Raw genomic sequence first — 24,395 nt, forward strand, 5'->3', positions numbered from 1 at the left:
ACTTTCGGCCCGACACGATGCTGCGTCACTTTCTGTTTGACACACACCCGATATTTACATTTGTATGCAGCAGGAAGCAAAAGTATGTCAACCGCTTCTGAACAGGGAGGTCACCATGAAATTGAGGACATTTTTGGCATCTACGGCGCTGACCGCGACGCTGGCGACAGGAGCGCTGGCTGATGGTCACGGATGGAGCTTGAAGGACGCCGCTGCACCATATGCCGGGACAACTGTGGACGTCGTTTTCCTATTGCGGCCAGGCTATGAAGCGATCGAAGCGATGCTGCCGGCCTTTGAGGAAGAAACTGGCATTAAGATCAACATCATCAAGCATCCATATGAGAACGCATTGGGCGAACAGGTTCGTGACTTCGTCGCGGGAGGAGACCTCGACGTTGCCCTGATTGATCTGGTCTGGATCGGCAATTTCGCGGAAAATGACTGGATTCTGCCCTTGGCGGATGTACAGGCGAAGTTTCCTGACACAGTTGATCCCGAATTGGACATCGATGACTTTTTCCCGCTGGTACTGAACGCCTTTGGCGGCTGGAATGACACGATTTATGGCTTGCCTGTCGACAACTACTCCGGCCTGCTGTTCTACAATCGGTGCATGCTGGAAGACGCAGGTTTCGATGGGCCGCCAGCAACATGGGCTGACCTGAAAGACGTCTATGGACCCGCCCTGACAGGGGACGGCAAATACGCCTACGCCTTGCAATCCAAGCGGAACGAGACACAATCGGCCGATAGTTTCGCACGCATGATCTGGCCCTTTGGTGGGTCTTTCCTCGATGCTGACTTCAAGTCCAACCTGCTCAGCGAAGAAAGCCAGGCCGGGCTGCAATTCCGTCAGGATCTGATGCAATACATGCCGGACGGCGTTGTCGCATATGACCACGCTGAAACCGTGAACGGTTTCGCGCAAGGGGATATCGCGATGATCACTGAGTGGTCCGCGTTCTACTCCACGGTCGTATCGCCTGACACATCCGCGGTCGCGGATTGCGTTGAGATTGCACCGGAGCCAACTGGCCCTGCGGGTCGCAAGCCGGCCCTTGGCGGGTTCTCCATGGCCGTTGCCAGCCAGGCAGATGAAGCCGAACAGGCAGCCGCTTATCTGTTCATCCAATGGGCTACATCCAAAGCTAACGCACGCGAATATCTTGAGCGTGGCGGCGTGCCCGCCCGGCAGTCGGTCTACATGGAAGATGGCCTTGAAGACTTCAAGTTCGTGCCTGCACTGGTAGAAAGCTGGCAGGACGGCGTGCCAGAATTCCGCCCGCGCTTTGCGGAATGGCCTGAAATCACCGAGATTGTGCAAGAGTGGGGCACCAAGATGATGTTGGGTGAAGTCACCACCGAAGAAGGTGCAATGGAAATCGGCGAACGGATGGAAGCTGTTTTGGAAGAAGCAGGCTATTATTCCGGCGAAAAACCACTCGCACAGTAAGCGAGAGCCACTCAACATGTCCGGGGCCGTTCTGCGCGGCCCCGGACATGACCTGTCTGGCCGGGAGGGGCACCTATGCGCGATAAGGTCTCGCGACGGACAATCTTTGCATTCATCGGGCCAGCCGTCGTGGCACTTGCCGCTATTGGCATCGTGCCGTTGCTTTATGCGGGCTGGACCTCGTTGCATTTCTTCAATTTGACGAAGCTGAAGAAGGTCAAATTTATTGGCCTCGAGAATTACTGGGATGTCCTCACAGACGAAGTCTTTTGGCAAGCTATGGGGCGGACGTTCTTCCTTCTGGGCACCGCACTTCCCCTGCAGATCGGGCTTGGGATGGTGATCGCATTGGTACTCCATCAACCAGGCCTGACCGTGCTCAAAACGCTGGCCCGGCTCAGCCTCGTTTTACCTATGGCCACCACTTACGCGGTTGTAGGATTGCTGGGTCAGGTCATGTTCAATCAGAAATTCGGGGTCGTGAACCAACTGATGGGCGGGGCTGATATCAACTGGATCGGCGACAGCACCAACGCCTTCGCCATGATTATCTTCTGGGATGTCTGGCAATGGACGCCCTTTGTGGCGCTTGTCCTGCTGGCGGGCCTGACGATGGTACCGGATGAGGTTGAAGAGGCCGCGAGGCTAGAAACAAAAAGCCGCTGGACGGTGCTGCGGTTTGTGCAATTGCCCTTCCTGTTACCCGGCCTTGTGGCCGTGCTGATCCTGCGCACGGCGGACACGCTGAAACTGTTCGATATGGTGTTCACGCTGACACGCGGCGGGCCCGGGGCGTCGACCGAGTTCATTTCACTCATGATCCAACGTGTCGGTTTTCGCGGCTTTGACCAGGGCTTGGCGTCGGCACAAGCTATCATTCTTCTGATCATCACAATCTTCTTGGCGCAAATCTATATCCGCGTCTTTTACAAGGAGGTCTGAGATGACAGCCCGTGTACAAAGACCGCTTTGGGGGCAGATCATCCTGCTTTGTCTCATCCTTCTGATCTGTGTATTTCCATTCTACTGGATGGTGACCACCTCACTGAAGACCCACATCGTCGCCCTCCAAGCCCCGCCAGCGTGGATTTTTGAACCGACGCTCCAAAACTACCGCGAGGCCCTGTTTGAAGACGGGGTGCTCCGAACACTCATCAATTCGTTGGTGATCGCCGTTTGCACCACCATGCTCGCGGTCATATTGGGCGTCCCGGCGGCTTTCGCGCTCGCGCGGTTCGAGTTTCGGGGGAAAAAGGATTTGTGGTTTTGGTTCATCACGAACCGCATGGTGTCGCCCATTGTGCTGGCGCTTCCGTTTTTCCTGATAGCTCGCAATCTTGGCATGCTCGACAAACACATCACGCTGATCCTAATCTATCTGACGTTCAATCTGCCCATCGTGATCTGGATCGTCACCGATCAGTTCCGCGGTATTCCCTACGACTTGGACGAAGCCGCTCGACTAGAGGGGGCTTCACAATTCACCATCATGACAAAGATCTGCCTGCCGCTGGCGATGCCAGGGGTTGCAGTGTCGTCGATCTTTGCGTTCATCTTCTCCTGGAATGAACTGATGTTCGGCCTGATCCTCACCCGGTCCGAGGCGAAGACCGCACCTGCCATGGCTGTCAGCTTCATGGAGGGGTACAACCTGCCCTACGGGAAGATAATGGCGACCTCGACGCTGATCGTCATTCCGGTCTTGATCTTTGCCTTGCTGGCGTCAAAACAGCTTGTGCGCGGCTTAACCATGGGGGCCGTCAAGTAAGGATCACCGAAGATGTCGCGCCAAACAAAGACTGAGATTCTCGACGCAAATGAACAGCTTCTGGTGCGGCTGGCATGGGCCTGTGAGGTTCAGGGCATGACCCAAGCGCAGGCGGCCGAACAGTTCGGCGTAACGCGGTTGCGGGTCAATAAATCGCTGGCTGAGGCGCGCGAGCGCGGCATCGTGCGGGTGACAATCAACTCCTCCTTTGGGCCCTGCATCGAACTGGAAGAGCAGTTGCGCGACCGGTTCGGTCTGGACACTGCGACTGTGGCCCCGGTGGGCGGCGAAGATTTCAAGCTTTATACAGTATTGGGCGCGGCCCTGGGCCAGTTTCTCAACCGCCTGCTCGAACGTCCTGAGATCAAGCTGTTTGGTATGTCCTGGGGTAACACGCTGAACATGGCGACCCGGTATATGGAGCCGATGAACCGCCCCGACCTTGAGATCACATCAGTGATGGGCGGGCTTACCAAAGGGTCAGACGTCAACAGCTACGAAATCACGACCCGCTTGGCAGATCTATGCAACGCACAGCACAGCTATTTCACCGCACCGGTTTATGCCGCCAGCATGGCCTCACGCGAAATCTTGGAGCAGCAACAGGAATTCAAAGGGTCGATCGAAAAGATCTGCGCGGCTGATGGTCTGGCCCTGGCTGCGGGCGACATGAAGAACTCGCTTTTGTTGGCGGATGGTCTACCACAGGATATCAAAACCAGCGATCTGGTGCAGGCGGGTGCTGTCGGCGACATCATGGGGTATTTTCTGCGTGCAGATGGTGGCTTGATTCACCATGAAATCAACGACCGCGTGCTGGGGATCAAGCTGACGGACCTGGATGATCTGTCGAACGTAATCGTTGCCGCCGGCGGTGCACAGAAAGTACCGATCATGCGCGCCATATTGCTGCGTGGCTGTGTCAATCACCTCGTGACGGACGAGCATACGGCACGCGGCTTGCTTGTGGCATCTGCATGATCTTCGCTGGTATCGACCTCGGCACGTCGGGGATCAAGATCGCGCTGGTGGACGAGGATGGCGTCTGCCTTGCTTCTGCTGCGCGACCCTCCCCCGTTGATATTCCCCAAGCCGGGTGGAGCCAACAGGACCCCGACCAATGGTGGACCCTCAGTCGCGACATCTTTGATGAGTTGGCTGCGACCCACCCGGACCTGATGCACCGTCTCACAGGGATTTCCCTGTCGGGTCATATGCTGGGGCCAGTGCTGCTGGACAAGGCGAACCGACCGACCACGCCTTGCATTCTGTGGAACGATCAACGCTCCATTCTGGAATGCGCCGACTTGTTGGCGAAAGTACCGGATATCGGCTGGCGTACGAATGGGCATCCGGACCCCGGCCTTGGCGCACCGAAGCTGCTTTGGCTGGCCAAGCATATGCCCGAGGTCTTGGACCGCGCAGATGTGCTGATGCTGCCGAAAGACTATGTCGCCCTGCAGCTGACCGGCGAAAGAGCAACGGAATACAGCGATGCGTCCGGGACGATGCTCCTGGATTGCGCCACGTGCGACTGGGATGACGAACTGCTCGCCGCCGCAGGTTGGGACCGTGCGCGCCTGCCGCCCTTGTTACAGTCCTGCGATGTCGCCGGGCAGCTAAAACCAGACCTGTGTAAACGCTGGAAGACGCCAAGTGTTGTTTTGGTCGCGGCTGGCAGCGGGGACAATTATGCAGCGGCCCTTGGTGTGGGGGCGGCGGTGTCCGGGCGTGCGGCACTCAGCATCGGGACATCGGGTGTCTTATGCGCCGCAGACAACGACTTCCATCCGGCACCTGAACAAGCCGTCCTGACAACCCCTCATGCGGCACCGGGCCTGTTCTTGTCGATGGGGGTGGTGATGTCAGCCACGCAATCGCTGGATTGGTTGAGCCGCCTGACATCCGTGTCAGCCCCAGATCTGGCCACATTGGCCGAGGCCCGCGCGGCAACAGGGATCGGGGATCTGCCGATTTCGCGTCCATCGGTCACCGGCGTGCGCACGCCAGACAACAGACCCGACGCGCAAGCCTTTCTCGGTGGGCTTACAGCGGGGCACGATGCCGCAGACGTGGCCTATGCCATCCTCGAGGGTGTAGCGATGCAATTCTACGCGGCATACAGCGCTCAAAAGGCGGCCAACGTTCCGATTGATACCCTTGCCGCCGTTGGGGGAGGTACGCGCTCAGTATTTTGGGTCTCGTTGATCGCGACTCTTTTCGACACGGAGATCAGCATCCCCGAACAAGGCGATATCTCCGCCTGCCTTGGTGCTGCGCGTATGGCCCAAGCCGCCGTTGCTCCCGCTGAGCGCGATACGATCTTGTCGCGCAAGAACAGAAGCAAAACCACAGCACGTCCAATAACGTCCCTTAGCGGTCCTCTTTTTGAAAGGTATCAATGGCACTGCGACCTGCCATTTTCAGTGATCTGATGGGTTCGATCTGCTGGCATGCGTTACGGACAGGTTCACGCGACCAGTGCCCAAACCGGTTCGTCCATATTGGATGGTGACTGCTTTCCAATGCAGATGTGCTGCGCTCTTTTCACTTCGAGTGGCGATGCGCCGTGCAGTGTTCCGGTCGCAGCAGTCATTCCAAAAGCATTTTCCAATACCACGATATGGGTGTCACTCTAGACTTTCATTGTGTGCACAGGAATTCAGAATTGGCTTTTTCACATCCGGAGAACAAAGCCGGTGGTTCAGTTGCATCACAGAAAATTTCAGCAGAATCCTCTTCTAACAGGAAACATGCCAATTTCTTAACAACGTGGACTGGTAAGGAGACAGTGATCATGGCAGCTGCAAGCTAAGTTGCAGCTGCCGTTGTTTAGATATCGACTAGTACTGAATTGCGTATCCGGCAGCCAGTTCGCCGTCGCTGCGGCGTTGTGTGATCCGCAGTTCCGCGCCAGAACCGCGCGCCTCGGGCGATCCGATCATTAACGGAAACAATTGACGTTCGCCGGCCGAGACAGGCAATTCGTAGACAGAACCGCCGCGCAACACCACAACCTCTTTGCCCTTGTACTTCGAGATCGTAGCGGCGCTGCGTGGCCGTTCAAACTGATCACGAAGCCGAAAGCGCGTGCTGGGTGAGACAAGCATTTCCAGACGGCGATTATCGACAAGCTCCAACTCCATCAATGCTTCGGAACGGAACGTAATGCCGCCCAGAAATTCACGTCCGAGAGCCTTGATTTCCGGCTTGTCAGGCGCTTCTTCTACGGCGCCAAGCGGTGGCAGATCAGATTTCACCGCACCTTCTTTGACGGTTCTAAGCAATTGCGCCATCAGCTTTTCGTCACCAAGGCACAGTATGATCCGTTCGTTTTGACGGAACCTGCTTGCATCCACAACAAGCGACCGCGTGCGTCCACCGGACATGAAACCACCGATGATCCCCGTCAGGTCAGACGATGAATCGGTTGCATCGTCGATGGTGATATTCCGCTGGCAGATGTTGTTGAACCGCCGAATATCGATCGCACTGCCGCTGGCGGCGACGGGGCCATCATGTGGTGACGCCTCAAGCAATAGGCACGGATGCCAATTTACGGTCGACCCACTCACCATAACGCTTGCAGGCGGGATAAGGGCTTCTGGCCACGTCATTTTGACAATGCGATCTTCGCCGGGCAGCAGATCATCCACCCGAATTTCGTCAATCAGATAGGTGCCAGGCACCAATGGGTTTGGGATAGGGTCGCCGGGACGAATGGAGGGAATGAATTCCTGAGGATAGCGGAATTCAAACCCGGGGTAGTGGCAGATCATGCCACGCACATAGACTTCTGTCGCTGTGGCAACGCCGTTGTTCCTGACCCGCGCAAAGACATAGTTATCTTGGCCCCGGACCGCGTTTTGATGCGGTGGGTTGGCGTTGTAGGCCAGCGCAGGGATCGGATCGTTTGTCGCCCGAACCCAGATGTCGGGACTATGTGCATGCCAGCCTGGCGATGGAACAGCGCCCGTGTCGCTCTGGTTTTCACGCACCACCACATCGGACGCAAACGCGCCGTCGCGGGCTGCAATAACGGCTGCATCAACATTGACACGGCCATAGCCATACCACTGTGAAAACTCAGCAACACCGTCGCCGTCATTGTCGACGTAGCTCCCGGTTGGATCAGTATTGCCGGCATGGATACGCACCGCAGTTGTCCGCAAGATATTGCGCACTTGGATCCAATTCAGTGACGGATCCATCGATAGAACAAGCGCTGCGGTGCCCGCAATGGTAGGTGAGGCATGACTGGTGCCGCCAAAGTTGGTGCTATAGTCATTCGCAATTACCGGTGGCACAGCGCCGTTCAGCGCACCTGTGCCGACATTGACGGTTGTTGTCGTCGGGTCCACCAAGCCGCCATCATAGGCGGTATGAGACGGCGCAACGATGTCCATCTCAGGTCCAAACGGGTTATAAAGCGCGCGTTGATCGGTGATCGCGGCAATATTGGTGGTGTTCCCGCTGGGATCCGGGCCGCTGCTGTTGGTGGGATTTGTTGGATTGGCACCGATACTTGCCCCAACCGCAACCGTCCGTTCATAAGACGCAAAGCGGCGAACATTGGTGAACTGCACGTAGCCCAGATTGCCGGTTGAAAAAGTCACAACACAACCGCGGCCATTGCGACCATAAACGGTCAGAAAATCAAAGCAGTCGCGCAGCGCGTTAGACAAAGCACCGTTGGTGACGCCCCAGGAATTGGCAATGACGTCAGCGGGCTGCGTTGGGACTGCCGGAAACGCCACATTGGTGTTTCCAGTGTTGAACCCGGCAGACCAGATAAACGCATCCGCCATTTCAATCCCTGTCGCCGGGTTTGCGATCCTGCCCCCGATGAGGCGACAATTCGGGGCAACCCCCGCGACACCAAGATTGTTGCTAAACGCCGCCGTTGCGGTTCCAGAAGTCTGCGTACCATGCGACCCACTCAGCCCAGCCACGGTTTGCGTCGTCAGATTGTTGAAATTGAAGGAGGTGAGCATTTTGGATGCCCCGTCCGTCAAGTTCGCCGTCAAATCAGGGTGGTTCGGGGTGACACCGTTCACATCAAAAACAGCGATACAAATGTCCGGGCTACCGCCACGCAGATTGACATCGATGTCGTCCATGGTGTCCCACGCTTCATCCGCATTGATCAGCGGCAGGTTGTCCTGCAGGCCATATAGCGTGTCGTTCGGCGTAAAGGCATCGTTTTCGATGACGTACAGGATCTGTGGTTCCGCGTAGTCCACCTCTTTCATAGAGTTGAGCTTTTCGGCCAGCTCGAGCAAGTCATAGTCAGGTAGCCCGGCGCGTTCGACCATGTAAGCATTGCCTGCATAATCGACCGTTCGCTGAATACGCAGGCCAAATTCACGCAGAATTTTCTTGGCCACGTCATCGCCGACATCACCGCCAAAACGGACAACCATTTCATTCGTCAAACCCTGCAGGGGGTTTTCCTTGCCGCGTTCGATTACGGCACCAAAGATCACATTTGCATCGCGACGGGCCGCGAGGCGGGCAAAACCGCTGAGCGCTTGGGTCGCGTTATCGATGCCATCGGGCGTTTCGATCAGAACAAAATCGCTGTCCAATGGTTGATCAGCGCTGTCCGTCATCTTGAGATCAAGGCGTTTAAGTCCGGCTTCTTCCAGCAGCTCATCGACTTCAAACTTGCTTTCTTCACCCATACGAACGGTCGCAAGGACCGCATCCTGCCTGCCGCGAAAGTGCATGGGACCATCAGCAGAAGGATAATGTGGGTCATTTTTGCGGCCTAACGATACGACAGCTGAATTCGGCCCCGGCGTCAGATGAACCTCGCGGCTGACAGGTTCCAAAGTCGACACTTCGGGTTTCACCGTTAGCGTGTAGGTTCCCGGTTTGATTTTTGGTGCCTCGAACGCGCCATGCGCATTCAGCTTGAGGCCCTGCTCATCTTCTCTTCCAGTGAGTGTCACACTGGCCTTGGTAACGGTTTTCGCATCGCGATCCGTGAGGAAAACTTGAAGGGATGTTAGACGTGTCATAATGCATCTCCTAGAAATTGAATTTTCATAAAAATGTAAGTCGTCGAAATTTGACGAGAGGTCGTTTCGTCGGGCTAAAAAATCCCGATACCTCTGCGCCAATCATATACGGCATCGCCTGAAATTGTTAGTCAGGAATCCCGTACCGGAGAATTTCGAGGGCCATTTTTGGGTTAGCTTCTGGTATCGGCCACAGGCGCAACCGCAATGAAAGCCGAGTATGTTCCACCTTTCACTAGACCCAACAACCATGCTCGTTTCACAAGATGAATCCATCCCGAGATTTGTCCAATAGGGCTTCATTCAGGACCAAAGACTTGATGTTAAAGGAGAAAGACAACTGCATACCCCACAAGCATGACAGAGGCTTCCTTCCTGCTCAGTACAAAACCGGTTCGCAGAAAGATAAGTGAAACAAGCGAGGCTACGACCATGATCGGAATCCAGTAGTCAATGAAGCTATCTGCGACCGTTACCGGGGCAACCAGTGCTGCACTTCCCAAAACAATCGTGCCGTTGAACACGTTGCTGCCCAGTATTCCACCCAGGATCAGATCGGGTTGGCGTCTCAGGGCAGCCGCCACACAGGCCGCCATTTCAGGAAGAGACGTGCCAATGGCTACAGCTGTCAAACCGATCAAAGCCTCGGAAATTCCCAGACTGCCAGCGAGCCCGACAGCCCCGTCTATGAACAGATACGCCCCGACGGGTAGGGCGATCAGCGCAGCGACGCACCAGCCAATAGCAGTGGCGAGTCCTTCTGTGCCGTTCGTTTCTGCGTTCTCCTCGTCCTCCAGGGAATGCCAACGCAACAGCAAGTAGATGGCCATTCCCAGAAGCAGTGTTGCTGCATCGGCCCGCGAAACAACCGCATCTTGCGCAACGACGCCGAAAGACAGCGCCGCCAAAAGCATTGCACCGCCGTCGACGCGCAAGATATCCGAGGCAATGGCAAGCGGTTTGATCAGAGCCGCAAGCGCCAGCACGAGAAGCAGATTTGCGATATTGCTTCCAACGACATTGCCGACTGCAACATCGGGTGCGGCAGAAAGCATGGCCTGCACCGCGACGAACAGTTCGGGCGCCGATGTGCCAAATCCCATGACCACAAAGGCCACAATGACGAGTGGTATCCTGAATTCCACCGCAAGCCGTTGGATACCGTCAACAAGCCAATCCCCGCCATAGAAAAGGAGCGTTCCGCCAAGGGCCAGGAACAGCAGGGACACACCCATCAGTCCGGCGCCCCGAAATCAAGGTCGTCGGGGCGGTAATTGAACAACTCAATCCGGGGTGATTTGCCGTTTCCCAGCCGCAGTGCTGTCAGGCTTGCGGGTGCAACGGGGATGATATGTGCGGGCTGAAGCCCGACATAGCGTTGAAGAAGGGCGCGGATGACGCCGCCGTGGCAGACGACAAGCAGATTTGTGCAAGGCTCACGGCGCTCATCCTCGATTGCGGCGCTGACGCGGTCTGCGAAATCGGACCATGGCTCACCTCCCGGCGGCACGGCCGTGCCCGCGCGCCAGCCTTGATAGCCCTCTTCATCTTCCTTGCGAATGTCCGCTATGGCGCGGCCGGTCCAATCACCAACATCAATTTCGCGCAGCCCTTTTGAAAGGCGCGGGGCGTCAACGCCGAGGTGCTGACTGGTCTGGCGCACGCGCTTCAGATCAGAGGCAACGGTGCGGCAGGGCGCGATGCCTTCGATCAGGGGCCGCAAGGTATCTGCCTGGGATTTACCAAGCTCCGAAAGACCGATGTCGGCCTGTCCCTGAAGACGGCGGGCGGCATTCCATTCTGATTGCCCATGGCGGACCAGCAGCAGGCGCATCAACCGATCCTCGTGCCGTCGGGCGCGAACCAACTGTCCGGTTCGCTGGGCAGGCGGAACTGCACGGTCTCACCGATCCGAACCGCAGGGACGTGATCGACAATGGCGGTCAAGCGCAGCCCGTCGCGCAGTCCGGTGACCATGATGCGCCCCGCGATGGTACTGGTCTCTACCAATTCCATGGGCAGTGTGGTGTCGTCTGCCTGATCGCTCACTGTCATGTTCTCGGCCCGGAACATCGCCATGCATTCATCTGCAGGCGGTGACAGCGTCATGTGACGGCCCCCGACCTTGTAGCCTGCGCCGTTTTTGACAACAGGCACCATGTTGTTCGGCGGCGTCCCGACAAAGGTGGCGACAAAGGCGGTCTCGGGCCGGTTGATCAGGTCGGCTGGGGCGCCGAATTGCTGGACACGGCCCTGATCCATGACGGCGACATGGGTGGCCATGGTCATCGCCTCGATCTGGTCGTGAGTGACGTAGACGGTCGTTGCTCCGGTGGCGCGGTGCAGGCGCATGAGTTCGGTCCGCATCTCGACCCTGAGTTTCGCGTCGAGATTTGAAAGCGGCTCGTCAAACAGCAGTACCGACGGTTTTGGCGCAATGGTGCGGGCAATGGCGACGCGCTGTTGTTGTCCGCCCGAAATCTCGTTGGGGTAACGGTCGGCAAGGCTTGCGATGTCCAGCAGGTCCAGCACCTCGCGTATGCGTTCGCTGCGCTCGGCTTTGGGCATCGACATGACCTTCAGCGGCCAGTCCACGTTTCCCCGCACCGACATATGGGGCCAGAGCGCGTAGGACTGAAACACCAGGCCCGAATTCCGCTTGGCCGGATCCACTGCCCAACCCCGGTCGCCATCCGAAACCGTCTGGCCATCAAAGACGATCTGCCCTTCGGATGGCAATTCCAACCCGGCGAGCATTCGCAAGAGCGTGGTTTTGCCACAACCCGATGGGCCAAGAAGGACAAGGAACGCGCCATCCGGTACAGAGATCGAGACGTTCTTGACCGCCTGAAACTTCCCGAAGCGTTTGGTGAGATTGCGTATTTCCAGCATGAGAGACCTTTAGTTTTTCAGCCAGGGCTGGGATTTGGATTGCAGCCTGCTGGCAAGCAGGCTGGCGGCAATAGAGACGAACAGGATCACAACCGTGATCGCATTGGCGAACTGCGCAAACCCTTCGGAGGCATAGCGATAGGCCACCACGGACAGGACCGGCATCGTTGGCGTAAACAGCAGCACCACCAGCGACAGGTCGCGGACGATTTTCACAAAGATCAGGATACCGCCTGCCGTCAGCCCCCGGATCGCCAGCGGGACGGTGATTGCGCTGAGGCGGCGCGCGAACCCGGCACCGGTCATGCGGGCGCTCTCCTCAAGCTCACCGCCCACTTGCTGAATAACGGCGCGCCCGGTTTGCACCGAAAACGGCAGCAGGTAAGCGGTGGCCGCAATGACCAGCAGCGCGAAAGTGCCGTAGAGTGCGGGCAAGGGCCCAATCGGCGCGCCGAGATATGCAATGTAAGCCGCGCCAAAGGCAATGCCCGGCACCAGAAGCGGCAAGAAGCTGATTTGCGTGATCGCCGCTGACATCCAGCCTTCGCGGTAGCGCGCTGTGGTGTAGGAGGCGAGCAGGCCCACGAACATGCCCGTAAAGGCGACCGCTGCACCGAGGGCCAGCGTAACCGTAAGTGCACGCACGATGTTTTCGTTAAATGCGATTCCTGGGATGCCTTGGGCAAAGCTTTGATCGCTTTGACCGATCCAATAGTGCAGCGTCCAGCCCGAAAAGAGGTTGGCCGAGGAAGGCGCGAGGCTGGACGCGACAAGGACGATCACCGGCACCACTGTCGCAGCCACCAGGATCACCATTGCGATGGCAAAGAGAGGCCAGCGGGCCCCGCGCAGATCGAACCGTTTGGCCCGCCCGCCCTTGCCGGTGATCGTGGCGTAGGACCGGCGGCCGGACACCAACCGGTTGCCTGCCCAAAGGAAGGCGGCCGAAATCAGCACCAAGAGGATGCCGATCACATAGCCGCGCCCGACCTGACCCACTTCGATCATACCGAACAGCCGGGTCGAGAGCGTTTGCATCCGTACGGGCAACCCAAGCAGCGCGGGTGTCGCGAAGTTCGACACAGCCCCTGCAAAGCAAAGTGATCCAGCAGCAACAAGCGCGGGCATGGTGACGGGCAGGACAATGCCCATCAGGATGCGCCGCCCTTTCGCGCCTGCGATTTGTGCGGCCTCGACCAGGTCCGAGTTCACGGTTGCCAAAGCGGCTGCGATGATGGTGAAGGCCAAGCTGAAATAGTGCAGCGTGAGCACGATCAGGGTGGGTACAATGCCCCAGGCCAGCCAATCGGGGATGTCGGCGCCCATGCCCTGCACCCATCCCACTTGCCCGCCGACCCGGTCATTGCGGAACAATGCGCCCCACGCCAGGGCCGCTGCAAAGGATGGGATCATGAAGGGCAGCGTCGCCATCACGCCGATGGTCTTGCGAAACGGGACATTGGTCATCACCACGAGCCAGGCCAGAAAGCCACCCAGCAGGATACAGCCCGTGCCCACGACCACACCGATCAAAAGCGTATTGCCCAAGGGCTTGTAGAACAGGTTTGTGGACAGACGTCCGCTCAGCACATCGCTCCAGGCACGGATCGTGTCGGGCTGGAACGTGAACAGAACGGTGCGCAGCAGGGGTAGAACAATCAGCGCGATCAGGATGGCAAGAACCACCGTCTTGAGCACCGTGCCCGGCCCGAACAGCACGCGTCGTCCCTGTCCAGTTACGGCTGTATCCGCCATCGAGGTCATCCTTGCAGTCTTGGAATGGAAAGAGGCGGGGGCCGGTATGCTGCCACGCCAGCCCCCGCCGGCAGGCAAGCGCTATTGCAGCGTCAGAACCAGATCGCCGACATCGGCGCGGATCGTTGCCGTTTCCGCCGGTGCGATCCGCCATGCGGTGAAGTCGTCGAGCGGGACAGCGTCCGGATGCGGGGGGATATCGGTTCGGGTAACGTAGTCGCCAGCCACGTAGAAGGGGGCAAGGCCGGGGCCGCCGGTCTCACTCTCATCTCCCATCAGGAAGTCGATGACCAGACGGGCGGCGGCAGGGTTCTGCGGCTCGGACGCGAGCGCGAGTACGGCGGGAAAGATGATGCCTGGTGCGGGTACGACGCTGTTGGCAACCTGCAGTGCCCAGCCCTCATCGGCGTTGTCGCGGCGATCGGAGTAGCTTGTGAAACCCACCGGCGGGTTGTCCTGCCCAATTGCGCCCACAGCGACATTCACATCATCGGTTGACCCGACAAGGATCAGGTCGTTCCCAAACAGGTCGATGATGAAACGTTCACCCGCATTGGCAGCACCATCGAGGTCAATAACCTGTCCGAAATGCGCCTCATATGCGGTGCTCATCTCGTCCGCGCGCAACACGATCTCGGTCATCAGATCAAGGTAGTCGCCACGCTGAAGCGGGTCGACCATGACAACGCGGCCCTGCCAATCATCCGTTGTCAGCGCCCACAGGTTGTCGATGGGCGCGCCGTCTGGGTTGGATTCTTCGTTATACATCAGGACCTTGGTTGACAGCCGCTGTGCCAGAAGCGGGCTGCGGTACTCCTCTGGCACACGGTCGGCCACGCGGGGCGGCACGTAGGGCGCGATGATCCCGGTCTCCAAAAGCTCGGTCAAAACAACCGGAGTATCGGAGATGTAGATAACGTCTGCGTTTGTCACACCCGCTTGTGCCTCGGCCTTCAGGCGCGCGATCTGCTCGGTCGACGAGATGTCGAACCCTTGCAGGTCAATGCCCGGATACGCCTCTTCAAACGCGGTTTCGACCCGGCCAATGCGGCTGGTGAAGGAGTAGACGACGACGGCCCCTTCCTCCTGTGCGCGCGGCAGCAGTGTCTCCGGCGTCATGTCGTCGATGTGTCCATCCGCCAGCACGGCGGTAGACAAAAGGATACCTATCGCGCCAAGGCGCGTTACAGTCAGTCGTTTCATGTTTTGCTCCCGTGGGCCCTAGATCATTCGAACCGCTCGATCAGCTGGCCCAGCCGGTCGAGCTTCTTCAGCGTCTCCTCTTTCGCTGTAAGACCTGCCGCGATGACGATGGCATTGCAGACCGTCATCGGAACGATCAGTGTCTGGAACGCGTCCGGATCACCTGATCGCGGCGCGGCAAGTAGGTAGTCGGGACTGGGCGCGAGAAGTGCGCCGGATTTGCCCGAAATCACAATCGTCTTCGCGCCGGCCTCTCGGGCAACCTCTACCAACGCGGCATATCCCCGGGGTTGCCGGCGAAACGCAAAGCTCAGAACCACGTCACCGGGGGCAATGCCCAAGAGGTGTTCAGCCATTCCGCGCGGATCCGACGTAAGATGTTGGACATCCTTGCCGAAACGGCGAAAGCGTTTGACCATCATCAACGCCAGGACTTCCGCATTGCCGTAGCCATAGACAAAGATGCGCCGCGCGCCCATCAACAGACCCGCCACTTCGGCGATCTGGTCGGCGTTGATGAACTCCTCGATCCGTCCAAGCGCCTGTGCCTCGTCAAGTGCCAGCTTGCCCAGGATCGTTTCCGGCGTGTTTGTCGTGATGGTCTTTTCAAACCGGGTCGCGGTCTCATGCGTCGCGATGAATTCCTCACGCAGGGCATCACGAAACGAAGCGTAACCATCAAACCCAAGTTTTTTTGCAAGACGCGATGCGGTTGCTTCATGCACACCAACGGCGCGTGCCAATTCCCCGGCCGTCCCGAGGGCTGCAGCCGTCGGCTTTTCTATCACCGTTTCCACGAGTCGGCGTTCGCTTGGCGTCAAGCTCGGCGCCTGATCTGATATCTTGTCAATAAGGGACACGGCAGTCTTCCAGGGATCGTTTCGCAACGATACTTGCATGATTCATAAGTTTTTGCAAGATGACTTGCAGAAAGCTCTGCAAGCCTTCATTGGCGATCCAGCCGGCTGGCGGAGTTGCCGCTTCGAATAGGTGTGATCGCGCCTCTGCTGCGAATGTCCAGAACGATGGACCCAGCCATTGGCAGACCTTCAATGGAGACAACGCAATCACCGCTTTGGTCCGCAGATCCACCATTGCCTCAGTAGTCACCGGCCTTCCGTCAAAGCTGACGACAGACGACCGCGGCTGGGCCCAAGCCAGCGCCGCCCGCCTTCGGGCAACAGAATGCGTGGCGCATGGTTAATTTCGGCTGAACCCAACGTACGAAAGCCAAGCGGTTGATCCCGCTTGGCTTTCGCAAGTTACTTAAATTTCAATGACATGACCGAACACCTTGTCCCCGCGGGGACAGATCAGCCCACCAGCTCTCCGGCCAGCCCTTTTTCGATCAGCGCGATGGTTTCCTGCACGCCGTAAAGGGCAATGAACCCACCAAATCGTGGCCCTTGCGAAGCCCCCAAAAGGACCTCGTACAACGCCGTGAACCAGCCCCGCAGCGGATCGAACCGGTCGCGCCCAACGGCATAGACAACCGACTGCAACGCCTCGTCGTCGATGGGCCCGTCATAGGCTTCCAACTCGGCCTTCAGTACCTCCAGCGCCTCGCGTTCGGGATCGGTCGGCAGGCGGTACACTTTGGCCGGTTTCACGAAGTCGTTGTAGTAGCGCACCGCGTGCCCCACGGCCTTATCCATGCCCGGATGCGTCTCGGGTCCGGTCTCGGGCGCGTAGCGGCGGATGAACCCCCACAGCTTGTCCTTGTCCTCGGCTTGAGAAACCGAGGCGAGGTTCAGCAGCATCGCAAAGGGCACGACCATATCGCTCTCCGGCACGTCGCCGGAATGGATGTGCCACACCGGATTCGCCGCCTTGCCCTTGTCGTCCTGCCCCGGATAGGCGCGCAGTTGCTGGTGGTATTCGTCCACTGCCTTCGGGATGACGTCAAAGAACATCCGCTTCGCCGTCTTCGGCTTTTGGTACATGAAATACGACAGCGACTCGGTGCTGGCATAGGTCAGCCATTCATCGATGCTCACCCCGTTGCCCGACGATTTCGAAATCTTCTGTCCCTGATCATCCAAAAACAGCTCATAGCTGAAGTGGTTCGGCGGCTGCACCCCCAGCGCCCGACAGATCGCGTCATAGATCTTTTCGTTGGTGGCGTGTTCCTTGCCGTACATTTCAAAGTCGACACCCAACGCCGCCCAACGCGCGCCGAAGTCAGGCTTCCACTGCAGCTTCACGTTGCCGCCGGTGACGGGCAGGGTCCATTCCTTGCCGCTCTCATCGTCAAAGGTGACCGTGCCGTTGACCGCATCCACGTGCTTCATCGGCACATACATCACGCGGCGGCTTTCCGGATGCAGCGGGAGGAAGATGGAGTAGCTCGCCGCCCGCTCTTCGCGCAGCGACTTCAGCATGATCTTCATCAGATCATCGTATTTCTCGGCACAGCGCAGCAGAATTTCATCAAACCGGCCAGAGGCATAGAATTCGCGGGCCGAGATGAACTCGTAATCAAACCCGAACGTGTCCAGGAACCGGCGCAGCATGGCGTTGTTGTGATGGCCAAAGCTTTCATGCGTGCCGAACGGGTCTGGCACATCCGTCAGCGGGCGTTGCAGATGCTGTTCCAGCACCTCGGGGTTCGGCACATTGCCCGGCACCTTGCGCATCCCATCAAGGTCGTCCGAGAAGCAGATCAGCTTGGTCGGGATGTCCGAGATCGCCTCGAACGCGCGGCGCACCATCGTGGTGCGGGCCACTTCGCCAAAGGTGCCGATATGGGGCAGACCCGAGGGGCCATAACCCGTCTCGAACAGGACATATCCTTTCTCCGGTGGCGCCTTTTCATAGCGTTTGAGCAAGCGGCGCGCCTCTTCGAACGGCCAGGCTTTGCTGCTCATCGCGGCGTCACGGAAACTCGACATCTCATATGATCCCATGTGGTGGGCCTGCGCCCTATGCGCGGCCCTGGCTGACTGTCCCCGCAGGGACAATCCCGCCGCTACCTATTGCGGGCCGCCCCAGCCGTCAATATTGAGGGGGAAAGCACCCAGAAAGGACACCGGATCATGGCCGCTTCACAACTCTCTCTCACGGCGCAGGATGCACTGGTCGCCATGATGATCGCCGTGTCCGCCTCGGACGAGGATATTCGCACCGCCGAACTGGTCAAAATCAACTCGGCCGTGAACAACCTGCCCGTCTTTGCCGGCTATGACCTCGACCGGTTGAACCGGATGGCGCAGATGGTGTTCGACCTCTTTGAACAGGAAGACGGGCTGGATGCCCTGTTTGGCCTCGTGCGCGAGGCGTTGCCAGAGCGCCTGTTCGAAACGGCCTATGCCCTTGCCTGCGACGTGGCAGCCGCCGACGGCACATTGGACGAGGCGGAATTGCGCCTGCTGGAAGAGATGCGGTACGAGTTGAACATTGATCGTTTGCATGCCGCCGCCATCGAGCGCGGCGCGCGGGCGCGGCACTTGACGCTGTAGTCTCTTCAGAGAAGTAGAAATATTTACAAGGACTTAAAGTCAACCTGGCGTGTGTAGCGCGAGGGGCATCCGTCGCGATACGCGACGAATGCCCTTGTTTGCTTTTTGATCAATCGTTCAGAACCGGGAACGCATAGAACGCAATGCCTTTAGCCGCATTGATCGGATTGGGGTTATGCCAGCACTGGCGTTTGTAAGTAGGAATCTCCGGGACAACGGACAGAGTCCACTGGTTCGGGTTCACATCGGCGCATTGCTGGTAAACCGGAATCGTCCCATCTACATGGGTTTGGTAGGCGTAGAACATGACATTGCCTGTATCCCCAGAAGACGTCGCATGTGGACCCGTTGCCGGGCTGAAGTTCGGATCATAAATCTGTGCGTCTTTCTGAATTGAATACACATAATAGTTGTTGAAATTCGGCTCTGTGACCTGACCGTAGATGTAGCCGTATACGGGCACCAGCCCGGCATCATCATCCGGGGAGTTTGCCACATAGAACGGGACATTTGACAGATTGCCGTTTCCGACCTGCAGCGGCAGCCAGCACGAATCCGTTTCGGTCGCCAGGTTGTCGTTCAAGGACACCATTTGAAGCTGGCGGTTGTCATGCCCCACACGGAACATGTGGCCATAAAGGTACGCGGGCTGAAAGCTTGTATCCGTTTTGAACGTGTTTCCAGCAATGTATGCTTCGAAAGCGGCCTTCAAAGCGTCTGCGCGCGCCTCATTCCCGTCGTCAACAAGGGTCCAGATCGGCGTTAACCCCTCAGATTCCGTGTAGTCGATCAGGTCGAGCGCATCGTTGGAATATGTCAGGCTTTCGACCCATTTTTGAATGCCCTCATGGTCAAATTGTGTCATCGAAGGACCCGTCGACACCACAGTCGCATTTCCACCTACGATGAAGTTTTGGAAATGAGACCCGTCGTAAAAGTGTTGTGCGGATTGCGACAGCGATGTCGTCGTTTTACCCGATGCAAAGACGCCGTAGCTGCCCGTGATCCCTGCCGTCAGCGCCTGCGTTGACGACGAGTATTTGGAGAATGTCGACGCGGAGATGAGGATCGATCCGCCGAACACGCCACCCGTCAAGAAGTGCGAACCAAACGTCTGGATCACTTCGTCTGCCGTCAACGGGTTCGTGCCTGTGCCGTTAATCGCCTCTTTGACAGTTTGAATGAGATAGGGGCGCAGGTCAGTTAACGGCTGCATCTGCAGCGCGATCATCTGGTACATTGCGTAGTACTGGGTGAACGAAAAGCTGGAACTGTCCATCCGTTGAGCGTTGTATGTGCTGGTGATGGATCCTGCGAAACCGTTATATTCGCCGGAAGCGTCGATGGAGACCGACAGCTTTTGCGAAAGCTCCTGTGCCGATGTACCTGCGAACACGCGCGCGTTTGAAGTGTGATTGAAGTTCGGGTTGGTGAACTTGGGCAATTTGTAGGTTACACCGGCCTGAGCGTAGGTTGTCATGTCCTTTTCAGGCAATTCGGTGAAATCAAACAGCGCTGCCTTCAGCGCGTTCTGGCTGGCATACGCGCCCTTCACCACGTCGTAGCCTTTGTACATGGCGTTCCAGCCGGGGGGATGGATTACATCTGCTGGAATTGCTTTGGAAGTCATTGATTTGTCCCTGAGTTCAATCATACCGGGTGACCCTAGGGCGTCTTTGACATTGGAGAAACTCATTTTTTGAATTTCACCGCGGGCGTACTTTGGCGATGTAGAACAAGGACAGGGCAGCGCCGCCGTGAACTGGCGCGGTACATCATGGTGCGCGCGCGACTTCTGCCGTCAGCACGCCGTACCTGGTCCTGCTTTTGCCCATTTTCAGCTTGGCGTTTCCGGATGGCCGGGGTTTCTGACATGCGAGGTCCCGGCGTGTCGCTCGCCAAAAATGAGAGGCAATGTGGCGGTCACGGCGCGCCTGTAGTTCCGTGACATACCGTGATCGCGATTTCCTTTGCGCGACTCAATCGGATTTCCTATACGCGCCTCAGTCGCAGAGGCCGACATGGGAGAGCGCAGCGCAGGCTGCCGCCGAAGGAGCAACGCCCCGGAAACTCTCAGGCACCACGAACCGTGCCGGCCGCGCCCCCGTTCAGGGGCACATGTGATGATCTGGAGAGTGGTCGGACGTCACGCGCCCGGCCCACCGAAGGAGAAAGCGGCCCTGTTGGTCCGTGAAGCTCTCAGGTCTCGCGACAGATGGGGACGCTTGCCCGGCACGGTGCCGGATGCGTCCATATCTGCGTGCACTGGGAGAACCCCCATGACCCGTATTGCCGTGATCGGCGCCGGTATCACCGGTATTACAACCGCCTATGCCTTGGCCCGCCGCGGCTATGACGTGAGCGTGTTTGACCGCAACCGCTATGCCGCGATGGAGACATCCTTTGCCAATGGTGGTCAGCTATCAGCCAGCAATGCCGAGGTCTGGACCCGCTGGGGCACCATCTTCAAAGGGTTGAAATGGATGCTGAAATCCGATGCACCCCTGCTGGTGAACCCGACGCCCAGCTGGCACAAGCTGTCCTGGATGGCGGAATTCATGGGCAACATCCCCGATTACGAGCGCAACACGGTCGAGACGGCGCGCCTGGCCATCGCCGCGCGGGAACATCTGCTGGAGTTTGCCCGCGAAGTGGGCGCCGATTTCGATATGGAGCGCCGCGGCATTCTGCATGTGTACCGCCAGCAGTCCGAGTTCGATCATGCCCGCCGGGTAAATACCCTGCTGGAAAAGGCGGGGTTGGAACGACGCGAGGTGTCAGCGGACGAGGTACAGCGCTTGGAACCTACGCTGAAGGCCGACACGATTGGCGGTTTTTATACCGAGAGCGATTTTACCGGCGACATTCACCGCTATACCCGTGCGCTGAGCGACCGGTGTGAGCAGATGGGCGCGTCCTTTCACTACAAGTGCAAGGTGACGGACATCACGCATGTCGGTGCGGGTGTTCGCCTGACTTGGGATCATGCAGGTGCCGCAGAGATGCAGCAATTTGACGGCATCGTCGTGTGTGCTGGCGTCGGCAGCCGCGCCATTGCGGCCCAACTCGGTGACCGCGTGAATATCTACCCGGTCAAAGGGTATTCCATCACCGTCAATCTGGACGATGCCGAAAGCCAGGCAGCGGCCCCGTGGGTCAGCCTGCTGGATGACGAGGCCAAGATCGTGACTTCGCGCCTGGGCCGTGGGCGCTTCCGCATTGCAGGCACGGCCGAGTTCAACGGCTACAACCTGGACATCCGCGATGATCGCATCCGTCCCCTGCGCGAATGGTGCGAGGCGTTCTTTCCCGATGTATCGACCGAGCATTGCGTGCCGTGGGCGGGGCTGCGCCCGATGCTGCCGTCGATGATGCCCAAGGTGGGGCCGGGCGCAAAGCCGGGGGTCTATTACAACACCGGGCATGGGCATCTCGGCTGGACCCTCTCAGCGGCCACGGCACAGGCCACCGCCGACATCATTGACGCGAACAGGATGAAGAACGCGGCCTGACGTGCGGGGCGGATCAAGATCCGCCTTACGGGGGTCATGTAAGGCGCAGCTTGCTGCGCCATCCACCGCTGACATGACGTGATGAACAAAACCCGTAAGGCGGAGGTGCCCTCCGCCTAGCTGCCGTAGACCGCGCCCCAGCGTTCAATCAGTTTTTGTTGCATGACCTTGGCCCGCCGGTTCCAGCTGCGCGCGCCTTGGGGTCGTTCACGGTTGGCGCGGGGGATGCGGGCGCGGGTCGCCTCGTCCGCAGCGAAGATGGCAAAGGCCATTTCGGTCCCGTCCCGCGCCGTCATGTAGCCTGCCAGCCCTGACACGAAGTTCAATGTGCCCGTCTTGGCGTGCACCTCGATCGGGTGGTTCTTGATCGCACGGCGTTGTTCATCAAGGATCGGGATCGCTTTTAGGATGGGGCGCAGCACGTTGTTCTGCCGCGCCTTGACCAGTGCAGCAACCATGTCGTCGGCCGTCATCTCGCTGTCGCCTCCAAGGCCCGAATGGTCAACGAGCCGCATCTTTGTCGTCCCGAGGGCGGCATTCGCCCAGCGGTTCATTTCGGTGGCCGATGCACGCAGGGAGGAGGGCCGACCATTGCGTTTGACTGTCGCGGCCATCCCCACCATTTCGGCCGTGACATTGGTGGAAAAGCGCAGCATGTCGCGCAGGATCGCGCGCAGGTCCTCGCTTTGATGGGTCGCCAGCGTTGTGCCTTGGGGGATGCGGCTGACCACCTTGGGGTTCTTCAGAACGACACCGTGCGACCGCGCGAGTGTCTGGAACACGTCGCCGGCATAAAGCGCAGGTTTGCGCACCGGCAGCCAGCGGGCACCGCCATTGCCAAGGGCACCGCGCGCGACGCTCCAATTGTCGGTGCGCCCGCCATCGGCATAGGTATAGACCGGCGCGCGTCGTTCGCTCACCTGCATCCGCGCGATGGCCACATCCGGGCGGTATCGATCCGACCGCGCATCCATAGTGACGTTGTATTTGCTGCCCTGCCGCTTCCATTCGAAATGCACGCGGTTGAAGTTCAGCGCGATGCCCGAAAGCGCCGGACTATAGCCGACATGATCGGGTTGATCCTTGTCGATCGTGGGGATTTCGGGGAACAGACCGTCGGCCACTTTGAAGTCGCCACGGACCTCGCGGATGCCCTTGGCCTTGAGCGCCGCAGCCAGTCTGGCCAGCGCATTTGTATCAAGGGTCGGATCACCGCCGCCCACCAGCACAAGGTCGCCCTGGACCACGCCGCCCGACACGCCGCCGGTTGCGATAACCCGCGTGCTGAACCGATGGGCGTGTCCAAGTACGCCCAGCGCATAAAGCGCGGTTACTGCCTTGGCGACCGATGCGGGGGGTGCGCCCACCTTGGCGTTGCCGCCCTCCAGCTTTGTTCCTGTCCTTGCGTCGGCCACCGCATAGCAGACGCGCCCGCCCAGCTTGGCCTTGGCGATGATGTCCTGCGGATCGGCAATGGCTTTCTTGAAATGATTGCCGCCACGCGCTTGCGGTCGCAAAGAGGCTGTCGGAGGGGCAGCAAGGGCTGCTGTGGCTGTGGAACTGGCCAGCGCGGAAAGAAAAAACCGTCTCGAAATCGTGTGCAACATGGACTTATGTAACCGCAGCTTTGTCCGGCAAACAAGCAGGCAAAGATCACAAATCCGAGGACGGCGTCCACTTGCCTTCTGCCCGGATCGCCGTGGACGATTCTGCGGTCATGGCGACATTCACGAAACACCAGGCCGGGGCATCCGAGCGGCCCAGAAGTTGGCTGGCCCGCCCCGAGATGCGGTAGGACCGATAAAGCCGCGCGGCGGGGCTCATCCGGGCCGAAATCCGATCGCCCGGACGGGCCAGAACGCCCACGGGCACGTTCTCCATGATCCAGGCCCAATCTTGCCAAAGGTGAAACTGGGCAAGGTTGTCCGCTCCCATCAGCCAGACGAACCGGGTGCCCCGATACCGCTGCTTCAGCGCCGCAAGGGTCTGCGCAGTGTAGCGTGTGCCCAGATGCGCCTCGATGTCTGTCACCGTCACACGCGGGTGCTGCATGACCCGCCGTGCATGCGCCAGCCGAGTGGCCAGCGGGGCAGGGCCTTTGGCCTTGAGCGGATTTCCCGGCGACACCAGCCACCAAACGCGGTCAAGCCCAAAGCGCTTCATCGCCTCGCGCGTGATGTGGGCGTGCCCCCCATGAGCCGGGTCAAAGGAACCGCCCAGGAGGCCGATGATCTGGCCGGATCGGGCATATGGCACGCGCCGCATGTTTGGCCTTTCTTCAGAGTTCGGGCGTTATCGGGCGGTTGCGCCGTGGTTGTCAACGTGTAG

Annotated in this window: 19 protein-coding genes and 2 riboswitches; of the genes, 7 read left to right on the forward strand and 12 right to left on the reverse strand. The window is 58.7% G+C overall.

Annotated features, from left to right (window positions below; genetic code table 11):
* Positions 1 to 115 precede the first annotated feature (115 nt).
* The 5 genes from Q1A51_RS20995 to xylB all read left to right on the forward strand — a co-directional run bounded on the left by Q1A51_RS20995 (position 116) and on the right by xylB (position 5,659).
* A complete protein-coding gene (locus Q1A51_RS20995) occupies positions 116 to 1,456 on the forward strand; it encodes a sugar ABC transporter substrate-binding protein (protein ID WP_299602074.1) in 1,341 nt (446 codons plus the stop codon).
* A 75-nt stretch (positions 1,457 to 1,531) separates the two neighbouring features.
* Complete coding sequence (locus Q1A51_RS21000) at positions 1,532 to 2,398, forward strand: sugar ABC transporter permease (RefSeq protein ID WP_299602077.1); 867 nt, start codon at positions 1,532 to 1,534, stop codon at positions 2,396 to 2,398.
* Between the two features lies 1 nt (position 2,399).
* Positions 2,400 to 3,224 (forward strand): carbohydrate ABC transporter permease, encoded by an 825-nt coding sequence (locus Q1A51_RS21005; RefSeq protein WP_299205870.1) that lies wholly within the window; start codon positions 2,400 to 2,402, stop codon positions 3,222 to 3,224.
* Between the two features lie 12 nt (positions 3,225 to 3,236).
* Positions 3,237 to 4,205 carry a sugar-binding domain-containing protein gene (locus Q1A51_RS21010; protein WP_299205868.1) on the forward strand — a complete coding sequence of 323 codons (969 nt, stop codon included), beginning with the start codon at positions 3,237 to 3,239 and terminating at the stop codon, positions 4,203 to 4,205.
* Positions 4,202 to 5,659: a xylulokinase gene (xylB, locus tag Q1A51_RS21015; protein WP_299602082.1), complete on the forward strand. Its 1,458-nt coding sequence runs from the start codon at positions 4,202 to 4,204 to the stop codon at positions 5,657 to 5,659. The genes Q1A51_RS21010 and xylB overlap by 4 nt, the downstream gene beginning before the upstream one ends.
* Positions 5,660 to 6,067: 408 nt before the next feature.
* Here the strand turns inward: xylB and Q1A51_RS21020 are convergent, their stop codons facing one another.
* From Q1A51_RS21020 to Q1A51_RS21060, 9 genes are all read right to left on the reverse strand, one after another.
* Complete coding sequence (locus Q1A51_RS21020) at positions 6,068 to 9,247, reverse strand: S8 family serine peptidase (RefSeq protein ID WP_299602085.1); 3,180 nt, start codon at positions 9,245 to 9,247, stop codon at positions 6,068 to 6,070.
* A 323-nt stretch (positions 9,248 to 9,570) separates the two neighbouring features.
* Complete coding sequence (locus tag Q1A51_RS21025) at positions 9,571 to 10,482, reverse strand: calcium/sodium antiporter (protein WP_299602088.1); 912 nt, start codon at positions 10,480 to 10,482, stop codon at positions 9,571 to 9,573.
* Positions 10,482 to 11,081 carry a histidine phosphatase family protein gene (locus Q1A51_RS21030; protein WP_299602091.1) on the reverse strand — a complete coding sequence of 200 codons (600 nt, stop codon included), beginning with the start codon at positions 11,079 to 11,081 and terminating at the stop codon, positions 10,482 to 10,484. The genes Q1A51_RS21025 and Q1A51_RS21030 overlap by 1 nt, the downstream gene beginning before the upstream one ends.
* Complete coding sequence (locus Q1A51_RS21035; RefSeq protein WP_299602094.1) at positions 11,081 to 12,139, reverse strand: ABC transporter ATP-binding protein; 1,059 nt, start codon at positions 12,137 to 12,139, stop codon at positions 11,081 to 11,083. Before Q1A51_RS21035 ends, Q1A51_RS21030 begins: the two co-directional genes overlap by 1 nt.
* Positions 12,140 to 12,148: 9 nt before the next feature.
* Positions 12,149 to 13,894, reverse strand: coding sequence for an iron ABC transporter permease (locus Q1A51_RS21040; protein ID WP_299602097.1), 1,746 nt, complete (start codon positions 13,892 to 13,894; stop codon positions 12,149 to 12,151).
* A gap of 81 nt (positions 13,895 to 13,975) precedes the next feature.
* Positions 13,976 to 15,097: a substrate-binding domain-containing protein gene (locus Q1A51_RS21045; RefSeq protein ID WP_299602100.1), complete on the reverse strand. Its 1,122-nt coding sequence runs from the start codon at positions 15,095 to 15,097 to the stop codon at positions 13,976 to 13,978.
* 23 nt (positions 15,098 to 15,120) lie between these two features.
* Positions 15,121 to 15,996, reverse strand: coding sequence for a MurR/RpiR family transcriptional regulator (locus Q1A51_RS21050; protein ID WP_299671509.1), 876 nt, complete (start codon positions 15,994 to 15,996; stop codon positions 15,121 to 15,123).
* The gene (locus tag Q1A51_RS21055) at positions 15,944 to 16,192 is read right to left on the reverse strand and encodes a hypothetical protein (protein ID WP_299602106.1); all 249 of its coding nucleotides are present in this window, start codon (positions 16,190 to 16,192) and stop codon (positions 15,944 to 15,946) included. The genes Q1A51_RS21050 and Q1A51_RS21055 overlap by 53 nt, the downstream gene beginning before the upstream one ends.
* A gap of 218 nt (positions 16,193 to 16,410) precedes the next feature.
* Positions 16,411 to 17,988, reverse strand: coding sequence for a lysine--tRNA ligase (locus Q1A51_RS21060; RefSeq protein WP_299602810.1), 1,578 nt, complete (start codon positions 17,986 to 17,988; stop codon positions 16,411 to 16,413).
* A gap of 144 nt (positions 17,989 to 18,132) precedes the next feature.
* Between Q1A51_RS21060 and Q1A51_RS21065 the strand changes: the two genes are divergently transcribed.
* Positions 18,133 to 18,555 (forward strand): tellurite resistance TerB family protein, encoded by a 423-nt coding sequence (locus tag Q1A51_RS21065; RefSeq protein WP_299205837.1) that lies wholly within the window; start codon positions 18,133 to 18,135, stop codon positions 18,553 to 18,555.
* 109 nt (positions 18,556 to 18,664) lie between these two features.
* Here the strand turns inward: Q1A51_RS21065 and Q1A51_RS21070 are convergent, their stop codons facing one another.
* Positions 18,665 to 20,185 carry an MAC/perforin domain-containing protein gene (locus Q1A51_RS21070; protein WP_299602109.1) on the reverse strand — a complete coding sequence of 507 codons (1,521 nt, stop codon included), beginning with the start codon at positions 20,183 to 20,185 and terminating at the stop codon, positions 18,665 to 18,667.
* 382 nt (positions 20,186 to 20,567) lie between these two features.
* Positions 20,568 to 20,655: riboswitch (glycine riboswitch) on the forward strand.
* An 18-nt stretch (positions 20,656 to 20,673) separates the two neighbouring features.
* Positions 20,674 to 20,780, forward strand: a riboswitch (glycine riboswitch).
* Positions 20,781 to 20,834: 54 nt separating this feature from the next.
* On the opposite strand from Q1A51_RS21070, the gene Q1A51_RS21075 reads away from it, so the two are divergent.
* Positions 20,835 to 22,067, forward strand: coding sequence for a D-amino acid dehydrogenase (locus Q1A51_RS21075; protein WP_299602112.1), 1,233 nt, complete (start codon positions 20,835 to 20,837; stop codon positions 22,065 to 22,067).
* A gap of 116 nt (positions 22,068 to 22,183) precedes the next feature.
* Here the strand turns inward: Q1A51_RS21075 and dacB are convergent, their stop codons facing one another.
* Positions 22,184 to 23,674, reverse strand: coding sequence for a D-alanyl-D-alanine carboxypeptidase/D-alanyl-D-alanine-endopeptidase (dacB, locus tag Q1A51_RS21080; protein WP_299602115.1), 1,491 nt, complete (start codon positions 23,672 to 23,674; stop codon positions 22,184 to 22,186).
* Positions 23,675 to 23,720: 46 nt separating this feature from the next.
* The gene (locus Q1A51_RS21085) at positions 23,721 to 24,332 is read right to left on the reverse strand and encodes a nicotinate-nucleotide adenylyltransferase (RefSeq protein ID WP_299602118.1); all 612 of its coding nucleotides are present in this window, start codon (positions 24,330 to 24,332) and stop codon (positions 23,721 to 23,723) included.
* Between the last annotated feature and the right edge of the window lie 63 nt (positions 24,333 to 24,395).

The organism is uncultured Tateyamaria sp., assembly GCF_947496075.1.
GTDB lineage: Bacteria > Pseudomonadota > Alphaproteobacteria > Rhodobacterales > Rhodobacteraceae > Tateyamaria.

Excerpts from the sequence above, each read along its gene's own strand:
- Q1A51_RS20995 (WP_299602074.1), top strand. The coding sequence starts at position 116 with ATGAAATTGAGGACATTTTTGGCATCTACGGCGCTGACCGCGACGCTG.
- Q1A51_RS21000 (WP_299602077.1), top strand. The coding sequence starts at position 1,532 with ATGCGCGATAAGGTCTCGCGACGGACAATCTTTGCATTCATCGGGCCA.
- Q1A51_RS21005 (WP_299205870.1), top strand. The coding sequence starts at position 2,400 with ATGACAGCCCGTGTACAAAGACCGCTTTGGGGGCAGATCATCCTGCTT.
- Q1A51_RS21010 (WP_299205868.1), top strand. The coding sequence starts at position 3,237 with ATGTCGCGCCAAACAAAGACTGAGATTCTCGACGCAAATGAACAGCTT.
- xylB (WP_299602082.1), top strand. The coding sequence starts at position 4,202 with ATGATCTTCGCTGGTATCGACCTCGGCACGTCGGGGATCAAGATCGCG.
- Q1A51_RS21020 (WP_299602085.1), bottom strand. The coding sequence starts at position 9,247 with ATGACACGTCTAACATCCCTTCAAGTTTTCCTCACGGATCGCGATGCG.
- Q1A51_RS21025 (WP_299602088.1), bottom strand. The coding sequence starts at position 10,482 with ATGGGTGTGTCCCTGCTGTTCCTGGCCCTTGGCGGAACGCTCCTTTTC.
- Q1A51_RS21030 (WP_299602091.1), bottom strand. The coding sequence starts at position 11,081 with ATGCGCCTGCTGCTGGTCCGCCATGGGCAATCAGAATGGAATGCCGCC.
- Q1A51_RS21035 (WP_299602094.1), bottom strand. The coding sequence starts at position 12,139 with ATGCTGGAAATACGCAATCTCACCAAACGCTTCGGGAAGTTTCAGGCG.
- Q1A51_RS21040 (WP_299602097.1), bottom strand. The coding sequence starts at position 13,894 with ATGGCGGATACAGCCGTAACTGGACAGGGACGACGCGTGCTGTTCGGG.
- Q1A51_RS21045 (WP_299602100.1), bottom strand. The coding sequence starts at position 15,097 with ATGAAACGACTGACTGTAACGCGCCTTGGCGCGATAGGTATCCTTTTG.
- Q1A51_RS21050 (WP_299671509.1), bottom strand. The coding sequence starts at position 15,996 with ATGCAAGTATCGTTGCGAAACGATCCCTGGAAGACTGCCGTGTCCCTT.
- Q1A51_RS21055 (WP_299602106.1), bottom strand. The coding sequence starts at position 16,192 with ATGGTGGATCTGCGGACCAAAGCGGTGATTGCGTTGTCTCCATTGAAG.
- Q1A51_RS21060 (WP_299602810.1), bottom strand. The coding sequence starts at position 17,988 with ATGTCGAGTTTCCGTGACGCCGCGATGAGCAGCAAAGCCTGGCCGTTC.
- Q1A51_RS21065 (WP_299205837.1), top strand. The coding sequence starts at position 18,133 with ATGGCCGCTTCACAACTCTCTCTCACGGCGCAGGATGCACTGGTCGCC.
- Q1A51_RS21070 (WP_299602109.1), bottom strand. The coding sequence starts at position 20,185 with ATGACTTCCAAAGCAATTCCAGCAGATGTAATCCATCCCCCCGGCTGG.
- Q1A51_RS21075 (WP_299602112.1), top strand. The coding sequence starts at position 20,835 with ATGACCCGTATTGCCGTGATCGGCGCCGGTATCACCGGTATTACAACC.
- dacB (WP_299602115.1), bottom strand. The coding sequence starts at position 23,674 with ATGTTGCACACGATTTCGAGACGGTTTTTTCTTTCCGCGCTGGCCAGT.
- Q1A51_RS21085 (WP_299602118.1), bottom strand. The coding sequence starts at position 24,332 with ATGCGGCGCGTGCCATATGCCCGATCCGGCCAGATCATCGGCCTCCTG.